20 protein-coding genes are annotated in these 21112 nt (G+C 68.9%); 14 read left to right on the forward strand and 6 right to left on the reverse strand.

Annotation, left to right across the window (positions count from 1 at the left end; all coding sequences use genetic code 11):
• Positions 1-309 precede the first annotated feature (309 nt).
• Complete coding sequence (locus NO998_RS03265; RefSeq protein WP_267645606.1) at positions 310-618, forward strand: hypothetical protein; 309 nt, start codon at positions 310-312, stop codon at positions 616-618.
• A 68-nt stretch (positions 619-686) separates the two neighbouring features.
• Here NO998_RS03265 and NO998_RS03270 read toward each other — a convergent pair whose 3' ends face one another.
• Complete coding sequence (locus NO998_RS03270) at positions 687-1775, reverse strand: DMT family transporter (RefSeq protein ID WP_267645607.1); 1089 nt, start codon at positions 1773-1775, stop codon at positions 687-689.
• Positions 1776-1892: 117 nt separating this feature from the next.
• Here NO998_RS03270 and NO998_RS03275 point away from each other — a divergent pair, with 117 nt between their 5' ends.
• Positions 1893-3176, forward strand: a complete 1284-nt coding sequence (locus tag NO998_RS03275; protein ID WP_267645608.1) for a tRNA pseudouridine(54/55) synthase Pus10 — start codon at positions 1893-1895, stop codon at positions 3174-3176.
• Positions 3176-3826: a ribonuclease HII gene (gene rnhB / locus NO998_RS03280; RefSeq protein ID WP_267645609.1), complete on the forward strand. Its 651-nt coding sequence runs from the start codon at positions 3176-3178 to the stop codon at positions 3824-3826. The genes NO998_RS03275 and rnhB overlap by 1 nt, the downstream gene beginning before the upstream one ends.
• Here rnhB and NO998_RS03285 read toward each other — a convergent pair.
• Genes NO998_RS03285 through secF form a run of 4 tightly spaced genes read right to left on the reverse strand, consistent with a single transcriptional unit; the run spans position 3823 to position 7070 of the window.
• Complete coding sequence (locus tag NO998_RS03285) at positions 3823-4224, reverse strand: methylated-DNA--[protein]-cysteine S-methyltransferase (RefSeq protein ID WP_267645610.1); 402 nt, start codon at positions 4222-4224, stop codon at positions 3823-3825. The genes rnhB and NO998_RS03285 overlap by 4 nt on opposite strands.
• 43 nt (positions 4225-4267) lie before the next feature.
• On the reverse strand, positions 4268-4549 hold the full coding sequence (locus NO998_RS03290) for a hypothetical protein (protein WP_267645611.1): 282 nt from the start codon (positions 4547-4549) through the stop codon (positions 4268-4270).
• Positions 4550-4590: 41 nt separating this feature from the next.
• Positions 4591-6192, reverse strand: coding sequence for a preprotein translocase subunit SecD (locus NO998_RS03295; RefSeq protein ID WP_267645612.1), 1602 nt, complete (start codon positions 6190-6192; stop codon positions 4591-4593).
• A complete protein-coding gene (gene secF, locus NO998_RS03300; RefSeq protein WP_267645614.1) occupies positions 6192-7070 on the reverse strand; it encodes a protein translocase subunit SecF in 879 nt (292 codons plus the stop codon). Before secF ends, NO998_RS03295 begins: the two co-directional genes overlap by 1 nt.
• A gap of 150 nt (positions 7071-7220) precedes the next feature.
• On the opposite strand from secF, the gene NO998_RS03305 reads away from it, so the two are divergent.
• The 5 genes from NO998_RS03305 (at position 7221) to NO998_RS03325 (ending at position 13124) form a co-directional block, all read left to right on the forward strand.
• On the forward strand, positions 7221-7853 hold the full coding sequence (locus NO998_RS03305; RefSeq protein WP_267645615.1) for an NfeD family protein: 633 nt from the start codon (positions 7221-7223) through the stop codon (positions 7851-7853).
• Positions 7854-7943: 90 nt separating this feature from the next.
• Positions 7944-9083: an SPFH domain-containing protein gene (locus NO998_RS03310; protein ID WP_267645616.1), complete on the forward strand. Its 1140-nt coding sequence runs from the start codon at positions 7944-7946 to the stop codon at positions 9081-9083.
• An 80-nt stretch (positions 9084-9163) separates the two neighbouring features.
• On the forward strand, positions 9164-10309 hold the full coding sequence (locus tag NO998_RS03315) for a thiamine ABC transporter substrate-binding protein (protein WP_267645617.1): 1146 nt from the start codon (positions 9164-9166) through the stop codon (positions 10307-10309).
• 1 nt (position 10310) lies between these two features.
• Entirely contained in the window at positions 10311-12086 is a 1776-nt protein-coding gene (locus tag NO998_RS03320) for an ABC transporter permease (protein WP_379821156.1), read from the forward strand.
• Positions 12087-13124 carry an ABC transporter ATP-binding protein gene (locus NO998_RS03325; RefSeq protein ID WP_267645618.1) on the forward strand — a complete coding sequence of 346 codons (1038 nt, stop codon included), beginning with the start codon at positions 12087-12089 and terminating at the stop codon, positions 13122-13124.
• Between the two features lie 6 nt (positions 13125-13130).
• On the opposite strand, the gene NO998_RS03330 is transcribed toward NO998_RS03325, so the two are convergent.
• Positions 13131-13328, reverse strand: coding sequence for a DUF8144 family membrane protein (locus tag NO998_RS03330; RefSeq protein ID WP_267645619.1), 198 nt, complete (start codon positions 13326-13328; stop codon positions 13131-13133).
• Positions 13329-13415: 87 nt separating this feature from the next.
• Between NO998_RS03330 and NO998_RS03335 the strand changes: the two genes are divergently transcribed.
• The 6 genes from NO998_RS03335 (at position 13416) to cgi121 (ending at position 20964) form a co-directional block, all read left to right on the forward strand.
• Entirely contained in the window at positions 13416-14174 is a 759-nt protein-coding gene (locus tag NO998_RS03335) for an SAM hydrolase/SAM-dependent halogenase family protein (RefSeq protein ID WP_267645620.1), read from the forward strand.
• A gap of 60 nt (positions 14175-14234) precedes the next feature.
• On the forward strand, positions 14235-16160 hold the full coding sequence (locus NO998_RS03340) for an ABC transporter ATP-binding protein (protein ID WP_267645621.1): 1926 nt from the start codon (positions 14235-14237) through the stop codon (positions 16158-16160).
• 45 nt (positions 16161-16205) lie between these two features.
• The gene (locus NO998_RS03345) at positions 16206-16493 is read left to right on the forward strand and encodes a GYD domain-containing protein (protein WP_267645622.1); all 288 of its coding nucleotides are present in this window, start codon (positions 16206-16208) and stop codon (positions 16491-16493) included.
• Between the two features lie 88 nt (positions 16494-16581).
• The gene (locus tag NO998_RS03350; protein WP_267645623.1) at positions 16582-17982 is read left to right on the forward strand and encodes an amidohydrolase; all 1401 of its coding nucleotides are present in this window, start codon (positions 16582-16584) and stop codon (positions 17980-17982) included.
• Between the two features lie 79 nt (positions 17983-18061).
• Positions 18062-20461 carry an ATP-dependent DNA helicase gene (locus NO998_RS03355; protein ID WP_267645624.1) on the forward strand — a complete coding sequence of 800 codons (2400 nt, stop codon included), beginning with the start codon at positions 18062-18064 and terminating at the stop codon, positions 20459-20461.
• On the forward strand, positions 20461-20964 hold the full coding sequence (gene cgi121 / locus NO998_RS03360) for a KEOPS complex subunit Cgi121 (protein WP_267645625.1): 504 nt from the start codon (positions 20461-20463) through the stop codon (positions 20962-20964). Before NO998_RS03355 ends, cgi121 begins: the two co-directional genes overlap by 1 nt.
• Positions 20965-21112: the final 148 nt, after the last annotated feature.

A 21112-nucleotide genomic window follows, 5' to 3' on the forward strand; every position in this document is an offset into this window, starting at 1 on the left:
CGGAACAGAACTAAGTAGTGGGGCTTCACAGGTGCAAGCAGGTCGAACGATGCGTTCCAAGACAGCCACACTCGGACTCGCCTGCCACACCAGTGGCGAGTCCGGGATGACCGGAGTGGGCCGGTCCGGCTACCTTGGGATTGCATCCGTACGTCCGCAGGTTCGGTCCGATCGGCTCGCAGCGTGAATCGGTTCACGGCGGCCCGGTCGGTGCGAACCTGCACTCTCCTGAGCCGTCTGTTCACGCCGCGGGCCAACTCCCACGGGAGCTGGTCCCCCAGCACGTTCGAGTCGTGGTGGGAGCATGCGATGAGCACCAAAAGTTCCGACGGGTCGGCGGTTCGCCGTCAGCCCGTGGGCGTCACCTGTACAGTCAGCGTCCCCCGCAACGCCGCCGGCGACCTCGAAACCGGCGTCCGCAACCGCCTCCGCGGCGCCGACGGCGTCGACGCGGTCGACGAGATCGACCTCGAGGGCATCCGCCCCGGTCTGAACGACCTCACGGTCACCGTTTCGGCCTCGCTTGGCGTCGACGACGCCGCCGACGTTGCGGCGGGCTTGGAGGAACGCTTCGGCGTCAGCGACGTCGAAGTCGAGTTACGGACCGGTCCCCCCTGATCGCCGGACTCGCCCCTCCGACACCGCCGGGATCGGCCCTCCACCTTTTTGACGACGCTTCCGCGCAGCTACTGCGGCCCCCACTCCCACGCCTCGGCGTCCTCGTCGGGGTCGGGGGCACCGAAGTACGCCTCGCGCAGCGACTCGCCCCCCCGGTCGCCGCCGAGGTACTCCCGACGGCGATAAGCGTCGTCGATGCGCGCCTGGAACGCCACCAGGCTGTCCCACTGCATCCCGGCGAAGCCGGCGGCGACGAGCACGAACCCGACCACGGCGGCCAACCCCAACTGCTCGCCGAGGAAGAGGAAGCCGATCACCGCGGCGACGACGGGCGTGACGTAGTTGACGACGCTCGCGCGCACCGGCCCCATGCTGTTGAGCAGTTCGTAGTAGAGCAGGTAGCCGACCGCCCCACAGACGACACCGAGGTAGAGCACCGCCCCGACCGTCTCGAAGCGGAGGAGTTCCAACTCCCCCGTCGGCTCGCCGAGGACGACGCTCCCGAGGTGCAGTTGGATCGCGCCGACGGCCATCATCCACGCCTGGGAGGTGGTCGTCGGCAGCGTCGGCGGCAGCCGTTCGAGCAGCACCGACCCGAGCGCGAACGCCGCCGCGGCGCCGAACAGGACTGCGACCCCGACCATCGTCCCGTCGTCGTTGGGCAGCGTCGCCACCGCGTCGCCGGCGACGCCGACGCCGAGCGAGGGCAGCCCCCAGTGTGGCTCCCAGCCGCCGATGATGGCGACGCCGAGCAGGCCGAGCACCGAGCCGACCACGGTACGCACCCCCAGCCGGGCGTCGAGGAGCACCCACGCGAACACCGGCGTCAGTACCGGCGAGACGCTCTGCAGGATCGCCGCGACCGAACTCGGCACGTACTGCTGGCCGACGAACAGGCCGCCGATGTTGATCGCGATCAGGAACGTCCCGCCGATCAGGACCGTGGTCCACTCGTGGCGTTCGCGGGGGAGCACTCGCTCGCCGGCGATGAGGACGACGCCGAACAGGAACAGCGTGGCGGCGTCGTAGCGCAGCCCCGCGAACAACAGCGGCGGAAGCTCACGGAGCCCCACGTCGATGGCCGCGTACGACGAGCCCCAGACCAACGCGAGCAGCGCGAACACGCCGTACTCCCGCAGTCCGGTGCCAGCACTCATGAAGAGAAACTGTCTCAGCCGACACAAGCGAACGGGAAGTATCTGTGGCACCGCCGGGGACACCGCCGCTGCGCGGGAAGGGCAAGGTAGTTACCCGTTCCGCCCCCGACTCCGGCCATGAGCGTACTCGAGGACGCCCGCGCCGTCGACGCCGTCGGGGGTGTCTGTGACGCCTGTCTGGGTCGGGTGTTCGCCGACCGGAGCTTCGGCCTCACCAACCGCGAACGGGGCCGCGCGCTCCGGACGACGATCGGACTCGAAGACGACGAGCCGCCGGCGTCCGTCGAGCCGGCGGACTGTTGGGTGTGTGAGGGCCACTGTGGCGCCTTCGACGCGTGGGCCGAACGCGCCGCCGAAGCCGTCGAGGGCGTCGAGTTCGGTACCTACCAGGTCGGCACCCGGCCGCCGGCGCTGATCGAGGAGAACGAACGGATGCTGCGTGAGGACGCCGGCCTCGACGCCGACGCGGGGGAGCCGTTCAAGAGCGAGTTCAACCGCGAGGTCGGCAAGCGCGTCGGCCGACTCACCGGAACCGAGGTCGACTTCGAGCGCCCCGACGTGCAGTTCCTGCTGGACCTCGGCGACGACGAGGTCGAGGCGAAAGTCAACTCCGCGTTCGTCTACGGGCGCTACCGGAAGCTCGTCCGGGACATCCCGCAGACGAAGTGGCCGTGTTCGGCCTGCAAAGGCAGCGGCCGACAGGGCCGGGAGCCCTGTGAGGAGTGTGACGGCCTCGGCTACCGCTACCCCGAGAGCGTCGAACAGCTGACCGCGCCGGTCGTCGAGGACGTGATGGACGGCGTCGGCGCGACGTTCCACGGCGCCGGCCGCGAGGACGTTGACGCCCTCATGCTCGGCACGGGCCGGCCGTTCGTCATCGAGATCGAGGAGCCACGCCGCCGGACCGTCGACACCGATCGGCTCCAGTCGGACATCAACGCCTTCGCCGAGGGGAAAGTCGAGGTCGAGGGACTGCGCCTCGCCACCCACGACATGGTCGAGCGCGTCAAGCGCCACGACGCCTCGAAACGCTACAGCGCGCAGGTGGCGTTCGAAGAGGCCGTCGACGCCGAGGCGTTCGCCGAGGCCCTCGCCGAACTCGACGGCACGACGATCGAACAGGAGACCCCGAACCGCGTCGACCACCGCCGGGCGAGCAAGGTCCGCACCCGCGACGTCTACGAGATCGAGGGCGACCTCGAGGACAGCCACACGGCGACCGTCGAGGTCCACGGCGCCGGCGGCCTCTACATCAAGGAACTCATCTCCGGCGACGAGGGCCGGACGAACCCCTCGCTCGCGGGCCTCCTCGGCATCGGCGCCGAGGTGACCGCCCTCGACGTGCTCCGGGTCGACGGCGAGAGCGAGCCCTTCGAGAACGCGGCGTTCTTCCGGGACTGATGCAGATCGGCGCCGACGAGGCCGGTAAAGGCCCCGCGCTGGGGCCGATGGTCGCCGGCGCGGTCCGTGCCGACCCCGGCGACCTACCCGCGGGACTCGACGACTCGAAGAAGCTCTCACCGGCGCGCCGCGAAGAGCTTGCTGCTGCGCTGCGCGACCATCCCGCGATACGGGTCGCCACGGCCGCGATCGAACCCGCACGGATCGACGCTCCCGAGACCGACATGAACACGCTGGGCGTCGCCGCGCAGGCGGAAGCGATCGCCGCAGTCGCCGGGGCCGACGACGACGTGGTCGCCGACGCCGCCGACACGGACGAAGGCCGGTTCGGTCGCCGACTCCGGGATGCCGTCGCCGAGCGCGGGACCGCCCTCACGGTCACCGCCGAACACGGTGCCGACGAGGCTCACGCCATCGTCTCCGCGGCCAGCGTCGTCGCCAAGGTCGAGCGGGACCGCCGGATGGCCGAGATCGACACCGAGTACGGACGTGACGTCGGGAGCGGCTACCCCTCGGACCCGACGACACGAGCCTTTCTCGTGGACTACGTCGACGAACACGGGACACTCCCCGGGTGTGCGCGGACGACGTGGGCGACGTGCGAGGACGCCCTCGCGGCCGCCGAGCAGTCCGGCCTGAGCGACTTCTAGAAGCGATCCAACCCCTCGCCGCGCTCGAACGCCAGCAGCCGCCGCTTCGCGTCGACGCCGCCCGGCGCCGAGAAGCCGCCGGTCCCGTCCGCGCCGACGACGCGGTGACAGGGAACGACGACCGGGAGTGGGTTCGCCCCGCAGGCCTGTCCCACGGCGACGGCACCGGAGCCCATCCGGGCAGCGATGTCGCCGTACCGCCGCGTCTCGCCGTACGGGATCGCCGCCATCGCGCGCATCACGTCGCCGAGGTGGCCCGCCGGGTAGTCCACCGTCAGGTCGAACGCCTGTCGCTCGCCGGCGGCGTACTGGTCGAGTTGGCGCCGGACCTCGTCGTCGCTCTCGGCGAGCAGGCTCGTGTCCAGGTCGTAGGCGTCGCCACGCAGTCGGACGCGCATCTACCGGGGGGAGCGTTCCGGCGGACAAAAGGCTCGCGCCCGGTCAGCGGAACGGCGGGAGCGCCCAGCCGTACGCGATGCCCGCGAGTAGCCCGACGAGCGCCAGCGCGGCGACGACGAGGAACGGTACGCCGAGGATCAGGAGCAGTCCGAGCAGGACCGGCACGACCAGCACCGCGAACGCAACGCCGCCGAGCACCTGCATGAGCGCCCACAGCGGCGAGTCACGTTCTTCACGGACGATCCGCCGGACGGCGGCTTCGGTTCCCGGGTCGAGGTCGCCGTCGTCGCCGCTCGCGTCGCTGTCGTCGGTAGTGGAGGGCATACCCACCGGTTCGTGAGAACGGGAGAAAAGCGCTCCGCCGGTCAGTGCTCGCCGGTCAGCAGCGAGCGCAGGATGTCACCGTAGGCCGGCCGCGTGACCAGCACCCCGACGAGCACGCCGAGGATGGTGAAGATCGCGAACCCGCTGAGTTGGCCGAGCGAGAGCACCGCCAGCGGCGAGAGCGCGACGATGGTCGTCGCCGCCGCGGCGCCGATCACCCAGAACGCCTTGCGGAAGCGGCTCTGGAACACCCGCTGGCTGCTCACCTCGCCCTCGCTCATCACCTCGTCGGCGATGATGATCAGGTCGTCAACCCCGGTCCCGATGGCGGCGATGAAGCCGGCGATCACCGAGAGGTCGACCGGGTAGCCGAGCGCGGCGGCCGCACCCATCAGCACCACGACCTCCGAGAGCGCGGTGACGATCATCGGCCCCGCCACCTCGACGCGGCGGTAACGCGCGAACACGACGCCGCTGACCGCGAGCACCGCGGCGACCCCTGCGAGCAGGGAGTTCGTCTTGAAGCGGTCGGACTGCGAGGGGGCGACGTAGAGCATCGAGTTCGAGTCGAGGTCGAGTTCGGCCGGCAGGGCGCCGGCGCGGAGGTTGATCGCGACTTCCTGTGCCGTCGAGAGGTTCCCGGTGGTCAGGCTGAACCGCGGGTCGTTGGCCCACGTCCCATCGCGCATGGGTTCCGCCAGCGTCGAGCGGACGCCGAAGGAGTTCAGCACCTCGCCGTCCTGCACGAGCAGGATACAGGGCTCCGTCGAGTTGGGGCTCTGCCGGTAGCGACACTCCGTGCCGCCCTCCTGTGCGAGGCCCGTGTCACGGAACCGTTGCTGGACCTCCTGTGCGCTGTCCTCGGCGACGACGACGCCGACCTCGGCGCCCTGGCCGCCCTCGGTCTGTCGGGCGTTACCGACCTGCGAGAGGTCGTCGGAGTCCATCACCGTCGTCCGGACGTACGTCCCGTTCTCGTTGCGGTGGTACGCCTGGATCAGCACCTGGCCGCGGGACTCGACGAGTTCGCGCACCTGGCTCTGGTTCGCGTTGGGCACCTCGACGACGATAACGTCGCCGCCGACGACCCGGACGGTCCCGCCCGAGAGGCCGGCCTCGTTGACCTTCTGGCTCAGGATCGACACCGAGGTCTGTTGAGTCACGGCGGAGACGCGGTTCTCGACGTTCTCGGCCGGGTAGCCGGCCTCCGAGAGCGCGGCGTCGAGGTCTGCTGCGGTGACGTTGTCGGCGGTCACCTCGACGACGGTCGTCTGCTGTCTCGTCTCGCCGTACTCGCCGGGGAACCGCACGGTCACGTCAGACGTCGACGCGTTCGCGATGTTACTGGCAACGTCGGACCGAACAGTCGCCGCCTCGGTCCCGGACGGGACGTCAACCCCGGTCGCGTGTACCCCGATCAGGGGTGCTTGGATCCGCGTCCCGCCGGCGAGTTCGAGGCCGTACTGGATGTTCGTGATCCCGGAGTCCTCGACGGCGGCGTCGTCGCCCCCGCCGTTCCCGCCGGAACTCGCGGCGAGCGTCGGCGAGAACAGCGCGAACGTGCTGGCGAGCACGATGGCGACCAGCAGGACGACTCGCCAGTTGCGCTTGATACTGGCCCACGTTCCCTCGTCGTCGGCCATTATCGGTTCACCCCCTCGAACTTCCACCAGCGAAGCAGCGACATGTTCAGCATGTAGGTGTTCAGCAGGTCGGTCGCCAGCCCGAAGACGAGGATCAGTCCGATCGAGGAGAGCAGGCCGATACCGAACGCCGTCGCCACGACCGTCATCACGATCATCGCGGCGATGGAGGTCAGGGTCATCGTGATCCCGGTCTCCATCGCGCGATAGGCCGACTCGTAGAAGCTCCCCTGCCGTCGGAGCACGTGGTTGTTGAGCAGGATGTCCGAGTCGACGGAGTACCCGATGATCATCAGGAGCGCGGCGACCGAACCGAGCGTGAGTTGGATCCCGAGGACGTTCATCAGCGCCAGCGGCACGACCACGTCGGAGAACGCCGAGAGCACGACGGCGATGCTCGGGACGAACGTCCGGAACATCGCGAACACGAGTACGCTCATACCCACGAAGGCGATGGCGATGCCGCCGAGGGCTTGGATCTGTGCCTCCTCACCGAAACTGGCGGAGGTGCCGTCGATGGAGAGCACACTGAACCCCGCGGCCTCGGCCTGACTCTGGAGGGTGTTGCTTTCGACGCCCTCGCCGAACGTCAGGATGTAGGTGTTCTCCTCGGCGATCGGTTGGACGTTGCTCGGTGCGGGGTCGAAGGCGTCGCTGATCTGCTGTTGTGGGTTCGCACCGTCGACGCCGACGCGCATCTCGGTCCCGCCGGAGAACTCGACGCCGAGGTCGACCGGCGCGCCGGTGGTGACCCAGACCCCACCGATGATGAGGAGGGCGACCAGCAGCACGCCGAGGGGGACGGCGATGAGCTGTCGGTTCGTGTACTCGGAGTAGTCAACCTCCGGAAGCCCGAAGGGGAGGTCGGCAGCGGGCACTCACCTCACCTCCCGGACGAACTGGTTCATACCGCCGATTTCCTCTCGCGTGCCGAATAAGCCTTCTCTTACCGTGACGGAGCGGGGGTCGGTGCCGCCGGAACCCCCCGGAGCCAACGTTGATACGTACCGCGGTCCAAGCGCGGGACGATGCTGCTCCAGTCCGGGCTCCTCGATCCGTCGACGCTGCCGTTGCTGCTGGTCGCCGCAGGGATCGCGCTCTCCATCGCGGAGGCGCTGGCGCCGGGGGCACACTTCGTCGTCGTCGGCGTCTCGCTGCTCGCCGCGGGACTGATCGGCCTGCTGGTCCCCGGCTTGGGGGGGCCGTTCGTGCTCGCCGCGCTCGTGCTCCTGTTCGGAATCGTCACGCTGTACGGCTACCGTGAACTCGACATCTACGGCGGCAAGGGACAGGCCCAGACCAGCGACTCCTCGGACCTGAAGGGTCAGACCGCCCGCGTCACCTCCCGGGTCACCCCCAGCGAGGGCGAGGTCAAGATCGACAACGGCGGCTTCAACCCCTACTACTCCGCCCGCACCATCGACGGCGAGATCCCCGAGGGCGAGGAAGTGATGGTGATCGACCCCGGCGGCGGCAACGTCGTCACCGTCGAGTCCCTCGGCGCCGTCGAGGGGAGCCTCGACCGGGAGATCGAACGCGCCCGCGCCGAGAACGCCCGGAAGGACGCCGCAGGCGAGCGCAACGACGACACCGCCGCCGCCGATGCTGACGCGGACTCCGACGCCGACGCCGAGGAGGAGTTCGAGCGCGAGACCGAGTAGCCCGTTTTTCTCCCTCGGCCCGGCCCCTGACTGAACGCACAGTCAGCATTTCGGGAAACTATTAAGACACCAACAGCCCAACCCCGAGCTATGGTTATAGTACCGCTACAGGTCGGTGGCGTCGTCGGTGGCGTCGTCGGGCTGTTGTTCCTCCTCGTCGTGATCGCGGCGGTCTGGCAGGCCGTGGAGATCGTCGACGCGACGGAGAAGAAAGCCCTCACCGTGTTCGGGGAGTACCGGAAGCTGCTCGAACCGGGTATCAACTTCATCCCACCGTTCGTCTCCCAGACCCACGCGTTCGACATGCGAACGCAGACGCTTGACGTCCCCCGACAGGAGGCGATCACCCGTGACAACTCCCCGGTCACCGCCGACGCCGTGGTCTACATCAAGGTGATGGACGCCCGGAAGGCGTACCTCGAAGTGGACGACTACAAGACCGCGGTCTCGAACCTCGCCCAGACCACCCTGCGTGCGGTGCTGGGCGACATGGAACTGGACGACACGCTCAACAAGCGCCAGGAGATCAACGCCCGGATCCGCAAGGAACTCGACGAACCCACCGACGAGTGGGGGATCCGCGTCGAGTCCGTCGAGGTCCGCGAGGTCAACCCCTCGAAGGACGTCCAGCAGGCCATGGAGCAACAGACCTCCGCCGAGCGCCGCCGCCGCGCCATGATCCTCGAAGCACAGGGGGAGCGACGCTCCGCCGTCGAGGAAGCGGAGGGGGAGAAGCAGTCCAACATCATCCGCGCACAGGGGGAGAAGCAGTCCCAGATCCTCGAAGCGCAGGGTGACGCGATCTCCACCGTGCTCCGCGCGAAGTCCGCCGAGTCGATGGGCGAGCGGGCGATCATCGACAAGGGGATGGAGACTCTGGAGAACATCGGTATGGGCGACTCCTCGACGTTCATCCTGCCCCAGGAGCTCACCTCGCTGGTCGGCCGCTACGGCGAGCACCTCACCGGGAGCAACGTCCAGGAGAAAGAGAGCCTGAACTCCCTCGACTTCGACGCCGAGACCCGGGAGATGCTGGGCCTCGACGACATCGAGGACATCCTCGGTCAGATCGACGAGGCCGCCGCCCTCGACACCGAAGCGATGGAGGAGGAGGCCGAGAAGATCATGTCCGGCGACACCGAGCCGGACATCCAGTCCGCCGACGACGTGGTCGCCGAGGCCGACGACGAGATGGCCGACGCGGTCGCCGAGACAGAGGAGTCCGGCTGACGCCGGATCACCCTCACGAATCGTTCCTCGCCATCGAAATTTTCGCCGGTTATATGACTCCCGACTAGTAACGACTAATCATGAAGCGACGCACGTACCTTCGAACCGCTGGCGTCGGGGCTGCGGGGCTACTGGCCGGCTGCTCGGCGGAACCGACCGGCGACGACACGGCGTCGCCGACCGACGGGAGCACCGACACGCCGGCGGGGACGACTACCGGCACCCCCGAGGGGACGCCGACGCTCCGCGTGGGTACCTACACCTCGTTCATCGACGCCCCGAGCACGAGCCCCGGCGCGTGGGTCAAAGAGCAGTTCGAGGCCGAACACGACGCCACGATCGAGTGGTTCGCCCCCGAGGGCGGCATCGACTACTTCCTCCAGCGACGCAACCAGGGGGTCACTGTCGACACCGACCTCTACGCCGGCCTCACGCCGGAGAACATGGTCCGCGCCGACGACAACCTCCAGGACGGCGACTCGCTGTTCGACGCCGTCGACACGGGGAACATCAGCAACGCCGACCACATCATCGAGGAGTACCAGTTCGACCCGCAGGGTCGGGCGCTCCCGATGGGTGCAGCCTACATCAGCCTCGTCTACAACCAGAACATGCTCGACGAGCGCGGCGTCGGCGCCCCCGAGACGTTCGAGGACCTCACGACCGACGACTACAGCGACGCGCTCCTGATCCCCAACCCCCAGAACAGCGAGACGGGGCTGGAGTTCATGTTCTGGACGATCAACGAGTACGGCGAGGACGGCTACCTCGACTACTGGCAGCGCCTGCTCGACAACGGCGCCCGCATCCTCGAGGGCTGGGGGGCCGCCTACGGCGCCTACAGCGAGGGGGAGGCGCCGATGGTCGTCTCCTACTCCACCGACCAGGTGTTCGCCGACATGTCCGACGCCGACATGGCCGAACACCAGATCGGCTTCCTGAACGGCGAAGGGTACGCCTACCTCGAAGCGATGGCTCGCTTCAGCGACACCGACAAGCCGGACCTAGCCGAGTCGTTCATGTCGTTCATGCTCCGGCCCGAGATCCAGGCCGAAGTCGCCCAGCGAAACGTCGCGCTGCCGGCGGTCGACAACGCCGAACTCCCCCAGAAGTTCGACGACCTGACGCCCGAACCCGAGACGGTCGTGTCGTTCGACTACGACCGCCTCTCCGGGAACGTCGACGGCTGGCTGGAGGAGTGGTCACGGCAGGTCGCCACCCAGTAGCGTGGCGGCGATCCGCCACCGACTCGAAGCGGTCACGTTCCCGCTGGCCGCCGTCTCGACGCTCGTCCTGCTGACGCTGCTGTTCTACTACCCCGTGGGTCGGGTACTCTCGGAGGCGATCTGGCGCGAGGGGCGACTCACCGCCGAGCCCCTACTCGTGGTGCTTCGGGACCCCTTCTTCTTCGGCGTCCTCGCACAGGCCGTCGACGACCCGTCGGTGCTGTGGACCAGTTTCGAACCCCACCACCTCGGTCCGATCACGTACCCGTTCCCGAACTACCGGCTGGGGCTGTTCGGCTTCACCGCCTACCAAGCGCTCCTCTCGACGGTCGCGAGCGTCGCGCTGGGGCTCCCGGGGGCGTACGTGCTCGCCCGCTTCGAGTTCCCCGGTCGGAAGACGATCCGTTCGCTGACCGCGGTGCCGTTCGTGATGCCGTCGATCATGGTCGCCATCGGCTTCATCGCCACGTTCGGCCGCAACGGCGTGCTCAACACCGCCCTCACCGGGCTCGGGCTCCCGCGGGTCGAACTGCTGTACACGCTGCCGATCATCGTCCTCGCTCACGCCTTCTACGACGCGCCGCTGATCGCCCGGGTGACGGCGACGGCGTGGGAGAGCGTCGACGCCGGCACCGCCGAGACGGCCCGGAGCCTCGGCGCGTCGCCGCGGCGGGCGTTCGTGGACGTGGTGTTCCCCCAACTGCTGCCGGCGATCCTCACCGGCGCGCTGTTGACGTTCATCTTCTCGTTCATGTCGTTCGCCATCGTGCTCGCGCTGGGGGGTCTCCAGTTGGCGACCGTCGAGGTCTGGGTGTACCACCGCGTCGGCCAACTCGACTACGCCGGCGCCTCGGCGCTGGTGACCCTGGAGATGGTGTTCTCGCTCGTCCTGACGTACGCGTACCTCCAGTACGAGGCACGCCAGCGCGCCGAGAGCGCCGCCCGGCCGGCGCCGCGAAAGCCGCTGTTCGGTCGGCTCAACCTCGACCGAGTGGCCGTCTGGGGCTACGTCGCCGTCGCGCTGGTGGTGTTCGTCACGCCGATGGCGAGCATGCTGCTTTCGAGCGTCACCGGCCCGAACGGGCTCACGCTCGCGCACTACCAGTTCCTCGTCGACCGACAGCTGACCGCCGAAGCGTTCCAGATCAAACCGCTGACGGCCATCACCAACTCCCTCATCTACGGCGTCGGCAGCCTCGCCATCGCCGTCCCGATGGGGGTGTTGCTGGCGGTCGTCTCCACCCGGGACGTTCCCGGGAGCAAACTGATCGACACGCTCTCGATGGCGCCCTTCGCCGTCTCCGGGGTCGTCGTCGGCCTCGGTCTGCTGCAGGGACTCGTGTTCGGCACCGAGGCGTTCGGCTACCGTTTCACCGTCACCGGCGCCGTCGCCGTCGTCGCCGCCCACGCCGTCGGCGCGTACCCCTTCGTTACGCGCAACGTCGCGCCGCTGCTGGCGACCATCGACCGCTCGGTCGTCGAGTCGGCGCGCACCCTCGGCGCCTCGCGGCTCCGGGTACTGCTCGACATCGAACTCCCGCAGGTGTTCGCCGGCGTCGTCGCCGGCGCAGCGTTCGCCTTCGCCATCAGCATCGGGGAGTTCGATTCGACGGTGATTTTGGCCAGTGGGAGTTCGGCGTACACCATGCCGGTCGCCATCGAACGCTTCATCGGCCGACGCCTCGGTCCCGCGACGGCGATGGGCTGTGTCCTGCTCGTCGTCACCGCCGCCAGCTTCCTCGTCATCGACCGCCTCGGCGAAGGGAGGGGGATGTAGATGGCCCGCATCGAACTCGACGGCGTCCGCAAGACCTTCGACGACGCCGTCGCGCTCTCGGAGGTCTCCCTCACCGTCGAGGAGGGGGAGTTCTTCACGCTCGTCGGCCCCTCGGGCTGTGGGAAGACGACGACGCTCAGAACGATCGCCGGGCTGTCGTCGCCGACCGAGGGCACGGTCCGCTTCGACGGCGAGGACGTGAGTGACACGCCCGTCGAGGACCGCAACGTCGGCGTCGTGTTCCAGAGCTACGCGCTCTTTCCCCACATGACCGTCGCGGAGAACGTCCGCTACGGCCTGCGTTTCACCGACCCACCTCGGGGGCTGACCGTCGACGAGCGCGTCGAGGAACTGCTCGAACTGGTCGACCTCCCGGGAATGGGCGACCGTGAGCCCGACGAACTCTCCGGCGGCCAGCAACAACGGGTCGCACTGGCCCGCGCGCTCGCGCCCGCCCCGGACGTGCTCCTGCTCGACGAGCCGATGAGCGCACTCGACGCGCGGCTACGCGAGCAGCTACGCCGTGCCATCAAGCGTATCCAGCAGGAACTCGACGTGACGACCGTCTACGTCACCCACGATCAGGAGGAGGCGCTGGCCGTCTCCGATCGGCTCGCGGTGATGCACGGCGGCGGTGTCGAGCAGGTCGGCACCCCCGTCGAGGTGTACGAACGCCCCGAGACCGAGTTCGTCGCCTCGTTCGTCGGCGAGAACAACGTCTTCTCGGGGCCCGTCACCGACCGCGAGGGCGACGAACTGGCCGTCGAGGTGGAGGGGGAGACGTTCCACGTCGACGCCGGCGACGCCGACGTGGCCGTCGGCGACAGCGTGACGTTCTGCGTGCGCCCCGTGGCACTCGACACCGACGCCGGCCACAACCGATTCCCGGTCGCGCTCGGAACCACGGAGTACCTCGGCGGCACCACGCGCCTCTACGGCGAGTGGGCGGGCCGCGAGATGGTGCTCCGGCTGCCCGAGCCGCCCGACACCGACGCCATCACGGTCGGGTTCGACCCGGCCGACGCGATCGTACTGTAAGCGGGGTCAGCGCCCGTATCGCACGTACGAAATCAGCAAGAACGCACCGACAGCGCCCAGAACGAACCCCACTACGCCGGCGACGCCGGAAACGGACCGGCCGAGGAGGGCGCCGACGACCAACCCGGAGAACAGCGACCCGAACACGTACAGCGCGCCGGTCTGCCACTCCCCGATCAACTCGACCGCCGAGTTCTCGCTCATACGCCACGACCGCCCGCGGATGGCATAGTGTTTCCCCCGTTGGGAAAGCCGGTACGCTGAAGGGCCGAATCCTGTAACCTACGGGTGATGATCACGCTCGCTTCCGACTTCGGCACACCCTACCCAGCAACGATGAAGGGCGTCATCCTCCGGCAGTGCGACGCCCGACTGGTCGACATCGCCCACGACTTCCCCCGGCAGGACGTGCGCGCCGCCGCGTTCTGGCTCCGGGAGGTCCTCCCCGAATTCCCGCCGGCCACTCACCTCGTTGTCGTCGACCCCGGCGTCGGCACCGACCGCGCCGCGGTCGTCGTCGAGGCAGGCGACCACCGCATCGTCGCCCCCGACAACGGCGTCGCGCTCCCGGCGGCCCGCCGCATCGTCGACGACGACGAGGAGATCGAGGTCTACGAGGTCGCCTACGACGACGACGAGACCGCGAGCAACACGTTCCACGGCCGGGACGTGTTCGCGCCCGCCGCTGCGCGGGTCCACGAGGTCGACGAGGTGGCCCACGCCGACGACGTGACGCCGGTCGACGACTGGGTCGACCTGACGTTCCCCGAGCCGATCCGCGACGAGGACGCCGCGACCGGCGAAGTGCTGGTCGTCGACGACTTCGGGAACACCATCACCAACATCCCCGGCCACGTCCTTGACGGCCACACATCCGTTCGGGTCAACGACGAGTTCGCGCCCGTCGAGGACGCCTACGCGGCCCGCGACCCCGGCGAGCGCCTCGTGACCGTGGGAAGCCACGGCTACGTCGAGTTCGCGGTCAATCAGGGCCGCGGCGACGAGGCGTTCGACCTGACCGTCGGGGACGCCGTCGACCTGGACTGGTAGAACCCCACAGGCTCTCCGCGACCGGGTCGTTTTCAGCCTGCGGCCCCAAGTACGTGGGACGTGCCACCAGACGACGATGACGAGTTCGCGGAGCTCCGCGCCGAGGAGGGAAACGCCATCCTCAGGCTCTTTCGGGAGTACGGTCGGGAGCGCTTCCCCACCTTCGCCGGCGGCGCCGTTGCTGCCGTCGTACAGATGCTCATGGAGTTGGTTCCCTCGCTGCTGCTCGCGGTCGCCATCGACTCCCTGTTCTTCGACACGACGGCGTTCTCGTTGTTCCTCGTGCCCGAGTCGTGGATCCCCGCCGAGCCGGGCCCGCAGTTCCTGCTCGCCGGGACGCTGATCGCCGCCGCCTACGCCGTCGGCGCGGGCTCCAGTTGGGTGAACAACTACCTCTGGAACAGCTTCTCCCAGCACTTCCAGCACTCCGTGCGCGTCGATACCTACGACGCGCTGCAGCGACAGGGCGTGGAGTTCTTCGACAACCGCCAGACCGGCGAGGTGATGAGCATCCTGAACAACGACGTGAACCAGTTGGAGGGGTTCCTGACGACGAACCTCAAGAGCTTCATCACCATCCTCGTCCGGGTCGGTGGGATGGGCGTCGTGATGCTGATCATCAACTGGCGGCTGGCGCTCATCCCCGTCGCTGCCATCCCGATACTGGGCTACCTGAGCTACTGGTTCGTCGAGGCGATCCACCCGAAGTACCAGGAGGTCCGGTCGGCGGTCGGGAAGCTCAACAGCCGGCTGGAGAACAACATCGGCGGCATCGAGACGCTGAAGTCCTTCACCACCGAGCGCTTCGAGACCGGCCGCGTGCGTGACTCCTCGCGGGACTACCTCGACTCCCAGTGGGACGCCATCACCACCCGGATCAAGTTCTTCCCCAGCCTGCAGGTGACGACCGCGGCGGCCTACGTCGTCGTCTTCTTCGTCGGCGGCTGGTGGGTGGTGACTGGCTCGCCGCCCCACCCGTTCTTCTCCGGCGGCGACCCGAACGCCGCCCTGAGTGCCGGGACGCTCGTGCTGTTCTTGAACTACTCACGGCGGTTCGTCTACCCGATGCGCCAGATGGGCCAGATCATCAACGGCTACCAGTACGCCGAGGCCGCCGGCGAGCGCATCGTCGGCCTGCTCGACAGCGAGAGCCGTGTGAGCGCCGACGCCGACGGCATCGAACTCGACGAGGTCGACGGCGACGTGGTCTTCGACGACGTGGACTTCGCCTACCGCGACGAGGCGGGCGAGGCCGAGGAGACGGTGCTGCGCGGGATCAGCTTCGAGGCCGACGCCGGCGACTACGTCGGCCTCGTCGGCCCCACCGGCGCCGGGAAGTCGACGACGATGAAGCTCCTCCTGCGCTTCTACGACCCCGATTCGGGGACGATCTCCCTCGACGGCCACGACGTGGCCGACGTGGACCTGCGGAGCCTCCGCGAGCACGTCGGCTACGTGAGTCAGGAGCCGTACCTGTTCTACGGCACCGTCGCCGAGAACATCGCCTACGGCGTCCCCGACTACGACGAGGACGAACTGCGCGAGGCCGCTGAAACCGCCGGTGCCCACGAGTTCGTCGCCGACCTGGAGGACGGCTACGACACGATGGTCGGCGAGCGCGGAGTCAAGCTCTCTGGCGGCCAGCGCCAGCGGATCGCGCTCGCCCGCACCGTGCTGCGGGACCCGGACGTGCTCGTCCTCGACGAGGCGACGAGCCACGTCGACAACGAGACGGAGGCGGTAATCCAGAACAGCCTCGACGCCCTGACCGAGGACCGCACCGTCTTCGCGATCGCCCACCGGCTCTCGACGGTCCGGAGCGCCGACCACATCCTCGTGATGGACGACGGCGAGATCGTCGAGCGCGGGAGCCACGAGTCGCTGATCGACGAGGAGGGCCTCTATGCGAACCTCTGGCGCGTACAGGTCGGGGAGATGGAGGCGCTCCCCCGCGACTTCGTCCAGCGGAGCCTCGAAGCGGAGTAGTCAACCCGCCGGAACGTTTTCGTTGATTGCCAACAATTGGCACGCATGGACACCTACATGGCGCTGGTCGACGTGACCGACGAGACGGTCCAGAACGTACAGGACCTGGCGACCATCTGGGGCGACCTCACGGGCGACATCGAGGCGCTGGGCGGCGAACTCACGGACGCCTACGCCGTCCTCGGGGAGCACGACTTCCTGATCGTGTTCGAGGCCGACGGCCGCGACGCCGCCTTCCAGACCTCCGTCTCCATCGAGCGCTACGGGCTGGACACCCAGACGATGGAACTGATCCCCGTCGACGAACTCGGCGGGCTGGTCGCGGACATCTAGCTTTCGGTCACGTCTCGGGTGGACGGCTGACAATCGCCGCCGCTCGGACCTAGCAACCCTTTTCGAGCCGCGGTAACACGGGACAGTCGTGACCAAACAGCAGCTGTTCGACGACATCGAGGCCGACGAGGACTGGCTGACCGGCCTCTCGACGGATATCTGGGAGAACCCCGAAGTCGCCCTGCAGGAACACGACGCCGCCGAGGCGCTGGGCGACGCGCTCCGGGAGGAAGGGTTCAGCGTCGAGTTCGGCGTCGCCGGTATCGACACCGCGTTCGTCGCCCGTTACGGCGATGAGGGGCCGGTGGTCGGGACGATGGGGGAGTTCGACGCGCTCCCGGGAATGAGCCAAGCCGCGACCGCCGAACCCGAACCGATCGAGGAGGGCGGGCCGGGGCACGGCTGCGGCCACAACCTCTTCGGCGTCGGCAGCCTCGCCGGCGCCATCGCGGTCAAGCGCGCGATCGAGCGCGGCGACGTTGAGGGCTCGGTCGTCTACCTCGGCACGCCCGCCGAGGAGGTCGGCGCCGGCAAGGTGTACATGATTCAGGACGGCGCGTTCGACGGCCTCGACGCCGTCGTCTCGTGGCACCCCGGCTGGACTAACGCGCCGAACAAGGGCTCCTGCCTCGCGGTGGACACTTTCTCAGTCCGGTTCGAGGGTGAGAGCGCCCACGCCGCGGCGGCGCCCGAAGCCGGCCGGTCGGCGCTCGACGGCGTCCAACTGCTCGGCAACGGGATCGAGTTCATGCGCGAGCACGTCGCCGACCCGGTCCGGATCCACTACGTCGTCACCGACGGCGGGCAGGCCGCCAACGTCGTCCCCGCCGAGGCGTCGATGGAGGTCATGGTCCGGGCGCCCGACCGCGCGGCCGTCGAGGCCGTCTCCGATCGTGTGCGCGACGCCGCCGAGGGCGCGGCGCTGATGTCCGGCACCGAGGTCGACGTGACCAAGACTTCCGGGATGTACGGCGTCCTCCCGAACCACACGCTCGGGGACACCATCCTCGCGAACATGGAGGCCGCCGACTTCCCGCTCTCCGAGGAGCAGGAGGCCTTCGCCGCCGACCTGAAGGAGACCCTCGGGAGCCCATCCTACGCCGACGTGCCCGCTGACCGCCGTGACGAGGCCGCCGAGGCGGCGATGTTCACCGAACCACTCGACGCGCCCGACGAGGGAACGACCGGCTCTTACTCGACGGACTCGGGCGACGTGTCGTGGACCGTCCCGCTGGGGCGCTTCCGCGCGGCGACGTGGCCGGCGGGCACGCCAGCCCACTCGTGGCAGGCCGTTGCCGCCGGGAAGGACCTCGGCACCGCGGGGATGCTCTTCGCCGGGAAAGTGGTTGCTGGGTCGCTCTACGACCTGCTCACCGAGAACGAACTGCTCGAAGAAGCGACCGCGGAGTTCGAGGAACGGAAGGGCGACCGCGAGTACGAGTCGCCGCTGCCCGCCGACGCCGACCCCTACGAACTCACCGACCGCTGAGTACGCGGGCTGCTCCGGCGGCCGCTCTCCCCGCGCCGGACCCCGTAGTTTAAACCCGAGAGCGGGCAAGATTCCGGTAATGAAGCCGACGGAGCTGTCGGGCCTCCCCGGCGGCGTGGGCGAGCACCTCGAGGGCGAGGGCGTCGAGGAGCTCTACCCGCCGCAGGCAGAGGCCGTCGAGGCGGGCGTGACCGACGGCGAGAACGTCGTCGCCGCGGTCCCCACCGCCTCCGGGAAGACCCTGATCGCCGAACTCGCGATGCTCTCCGCGGTCCAGCGGGGCGGGACCGCCCTCTACATCGTCCCGCTGCGCGCGTTGGCAAGCGAGAAGAAGACCGAGTTCGAGCGCTGGGAGGAGTACGGGGTCACCGTCGGCGTCTCGACGGGCAACTACGAGTCCGACGGCGAGTGGCTCGGCTCGCGGGACATCGTCGTCGCCACGAGCGAGAAGGTGGACTCGCTGGTCCGCAACGGCGCGCCGTGGATCGACGACCTCTCCTGTGTCGTGAGCGACGAGGTCCACCTCGTCGACGACCGGAACCGCGGCCCGACGCTCGAAGTCACGCTCGCCAAACTCCGCCGACTGAACCACGACCTCCAGACGGTCGCGCTCTCGGCGACGGTCGGCAACGCTCCCGAGATCGCCGACTGGCTCGACGCCGAACTGGTCGACTCCGATTGGCGACCCATCGACCTCCGCACCGGCGTCCACTTCGGGAACGCAATCAACTTCGCCGACGGCTCACAGCGCGAGGTGCCCGTCGACAGCGGCGGCAAGCAGACCCCGGCGCTCGTCGACGACACCCTCGACGAGGGCGGCTCCAGCCTCGTCTTCGTCAACTCCCGGCGTAACGCCGAGTCCGCCGCGAGCCGGCTCGGTAGCGTCACCAGCGACCACCTGACCGACGAAGAGCGCGCCGACCTCCGCGAACTGGCGACGGCGCTCCGGGACGTCTCCGACACCGCGACCAGCGACGACCTCGCGGAGTGTGTCGCCGAGGGCGCGGCGTTCCACCACGCCGGCCTCTCCAGCGAACACCGGGACCTCGTCGAGGGCGCGTTCCGCGACCGGCTGATCAAGGTCATCGCGGCGACGCCGACGCTCGCGGCCGGAGTCAACACGCCCTCCCGTAGAGTGATCGTCCGGGACTGGCGGCGCTACGACCCGGAGTTCGGCGGCATGAAGCCACTCGACACGCTGGAGATCCACCAGATGATGGGCCGGGCCGGCCGCCCCGGACTCGACCCCTACGGCGAGGCGGTGCTGCTCGCCTCGAACAACGACACGAAGGAGGAACTGTTCGACCGCTACGTCCACGGTGACCCCGAGCCCGTGCGCTCGAAGCTCGCCGCCGAGCCGGCGCTGCGGACCCACCTGCTCGCCACGGTCGCGTCGGGCTTCGCGAACACGCGCGAGGACATCCTCGACTTCCTCGGCAACACCCTCTATGCCGTCCAGAGCGCCGGGAGCGCGCAGTTGGAGTCCGTGACCGACACCGTCCTGAACTACCTCGCGGTCAACGAGTTCGTCGACCGCGAGGACGGCACGATCACCGCGACCGAGATCGGCCACACCGTTTCGCGGCTCTACCTCGACCCGATGAGCGCCGCCGAGATCATCGACGGCCTCCGGGGCAGCGAGGGCGGCGACGACCGAACCGGGAACTACGGCTCCCGGGGCGGCCTCGCCGACCCCGACGGCGACGAGTCGGCGGGCTTCACGACCGCGAACGACCTGCTCGACGACGACGCACTCGCGGGCAGCGATGCTGACGAGGCGGGTGACGCCGACGAGGCCGCGGACGACGAGGATGACGACGTCTCCGCACTCGGCCTCTACCACCTCGTCTCCCGCACGCCGGACATGTACCAACTCTACCTCAAGTCCGGCGACCGCGAGACCTACGAGGAGGAACTGTTCGAGCGCGAGACCGAACTGCTCGGGCGCACGCCCTCGGAGTACGACGACGTCGCCTTCGAGGAGTGGCTCTCGGCGCTCAAGACCGCCCGGATGCTCGAGGACTGGGCCAGCGAAGTCGACGAGGACCGGATCGCCGAACGCTATGGCGTCGGCCCGGGTGACATCCGCGGCAAGGTCGATACCGCCGAGTGGCTGCTCAACGCCGCCGAGCGGCTGGCTGGCGAACTCGACCTCTCGAACGTGGTCTCGGTCCGCGAGGCCAAGAAGCGCGTCGAGGACGGCGTCCGCGAGGAACTGCTCGACCTCACGAGCGTCCGCGGGGTCGGCCGCAAGCGCGCACGGCGCCTGTTCGAAGCCGGCATCGAGTCCCGCGCCGACCTCCGAGACGCCGACAAGTCGGTCATCCTCGGTGCGCTCCGGGGGGAGAAGACCGCCGAGACGGTGCTGGAGAACGTCGGGCGCGAGGACCCCTCGATGGAGGGCGTGGTCGCCGACGGCGACGCGAAACGTGCCGGCCGCGAGGAGGCCGGCGGCCAAGCCTCGCTGGGTGATTTCTGATGCGGCTACTCGACGGTACGGCGACGGTCGACGACCTCGACTCGTTCCTCGCCACCCTCGACGACGCCGCCGAAGCAACCGGGACTACCATCCAAGCGTTCGACGCCGACTACGTGGTCTCCGAGGCCCACCTCGAACGGGCACTCGACCGCGCGGATCGGGCCATCGCCCGCGGCGAGAACGTCGCCCGCGAGCGTGCCGTCGAGGTGCTCTGCTACGCCGCGGGGCGCCGCCAGATCAACCGCGCGCTGGCGATGGGCGTCTCTGAGGGCGAGAACCGCGTCGTCGTGCTCGTCGATGCTCCAGACGGCGACGAAACGGCGGAGGCTGAGGCGGTCGAACGCCTCCGCGGGCACGTCGATCCGGCACCGGTCCTCGGGGAGTACGACGAGGCGACCGTTCGGTCGTTCTTCGACGTGAACGACGCCGAACGCGACGCAATCGAGGGCTCGCTCCCGGATCTGATCCTCGAGCGCGTGGCGCTGCTGGACGTACAGAAGTAGCCGCACTCCAGCGATCGGCGCGGGGTTCGGCTACCTCAGCAGTACGGCAACCCCCTTATCGAACCCTTCCGGCAACAGGTACTCGTGAGTGAGTGGGTCTACCGGGAGGTGAATGAACTGGCTGAGGCGATGGACCGGGCGGACCTGC

The organism is Halolamina litorea, from assembly GCF_026616205.1.
Taxonomy (GTDB): Archaea; Halobacteriota; Halobacteria; order Halobacteriales; family Haloferacaceae; genus Halolamina; species Halolamina litorea.

Excerpts from the sequence above, each read along its gene's own strand:
- NO998_RS03265 (WP_267645606.1), top strand. The coding sequence starts at position 310 with ATGAGCACCAAAAGTTCCGACGGGTCGGCGGTTCGCCGTCAGCCCGTG.
- NO998_RS03270 (WP_267645607.1), bottom strand. The coding sequence starts at position 1,775 with ATGAGTGCTGGCACCGGACTGCGGGAGTACGGCGTGTTCGCGCTGCTC.
- NO998_RS03275 (WP_267645608.1), top strand. The coding sequence starts at position 1,893 with ATGAGCGTACTCGAGGACGCCCGCGCCGTCGACGCCGTCGGGGGTGTC.
- rnhB (WP_267645609.1), top strand. The coding sequence starts at position 3,176 with ATGCAGATCGGCGCCGACGAGGCCGGTAAAGGCCCCGCGCTGGGGCCG.
- NO998_RS03285 (WP_267645610.1), bottom strand. The coding sequence starts at position 4,224 with ATGCGCGTCCGACTGCGTGGCGACGCCTACGACCTGGACACGAGCCTG.
- NO998_RS03290 (WP_267645611.1), bottom strand. The coding sequence starts at position 4,549 with ATGCCCTCCACTACCGACGACAGCGACGCGAGCGGCGACGACGGCGAC.
- NO998_RS03295 (WP_267645612.1), bottom strand. The coding sequence starts at position 6,192 with ATGGCCGACGACGAGGGAACGTGGGCCAGTATCAAGCGCAACTGGCGA.
- NO998_RS03305 (WP_267645615.1), top strand. The coding sequence starts at position 7,221 with ATGCTGCTCCAGTCCGGGCTCCTCGATCCGTCGACGCTGCCGTTGCTG.
- NO998_RS03310 (WP_267645616.1), top strand. The coding sequence starts at position 7,944 with ATGGTTATAGTACCGCTACAGGTCGGTGGCGTCGTCGGTGGCGTCGTC.
- NO998_RS03315 (WP_267645617.1), top strand. The coding sequence starts at position 9,164 with ATGAAGCGACGCACGTACCTTCGAACCGCTGGCGTCGGGGCTGCGGGG.
- NO998_RS03325 (WP_267645618.1), top strand. The coding sequence starts at position 12,087 with ATGGCCCGCATCGAACTCGACGGCGTCCGCAAGACCTTCGACGACGCC.
- NO998_RS03330 (WP_267645619.1), bottom strand. The coding sequence starts at position 13,328 with ATGAGCGAGAACTCGGCGGTCGAGTTGATCGGGGAGTGGCAGACCGGC.
- NO998_RS03335 (WP_267645620.1), top strand. The coding sequence starts at position 13,416 with ATGATCACGCTCGCTTCCGACTTCGGCACACCCTACCCAGCAACGATG.
- NO998_RS03345 (WP_267645622.1), top strand. The coding sequence starts at position 16,206 with ATGGACACCTACATGGCGCTGGTCGACGTGACCGACGAGACGGTCCAG.
- NO998_RS03355 (WP_267645624.1), top strand. The coding sequence starts at position 18,062 with ATGAAGCCGACGGAGCTGTCGGGCCTCCCCGGCGGCGTGGGCGAGCAC.
- cgi121 (WP_267645625.1), top strand. The coding sequence starts at position 20,461 with ATGCGGCTACTCGACGGTACGGCGACGGTCGACGACCTCGACTCGTTC.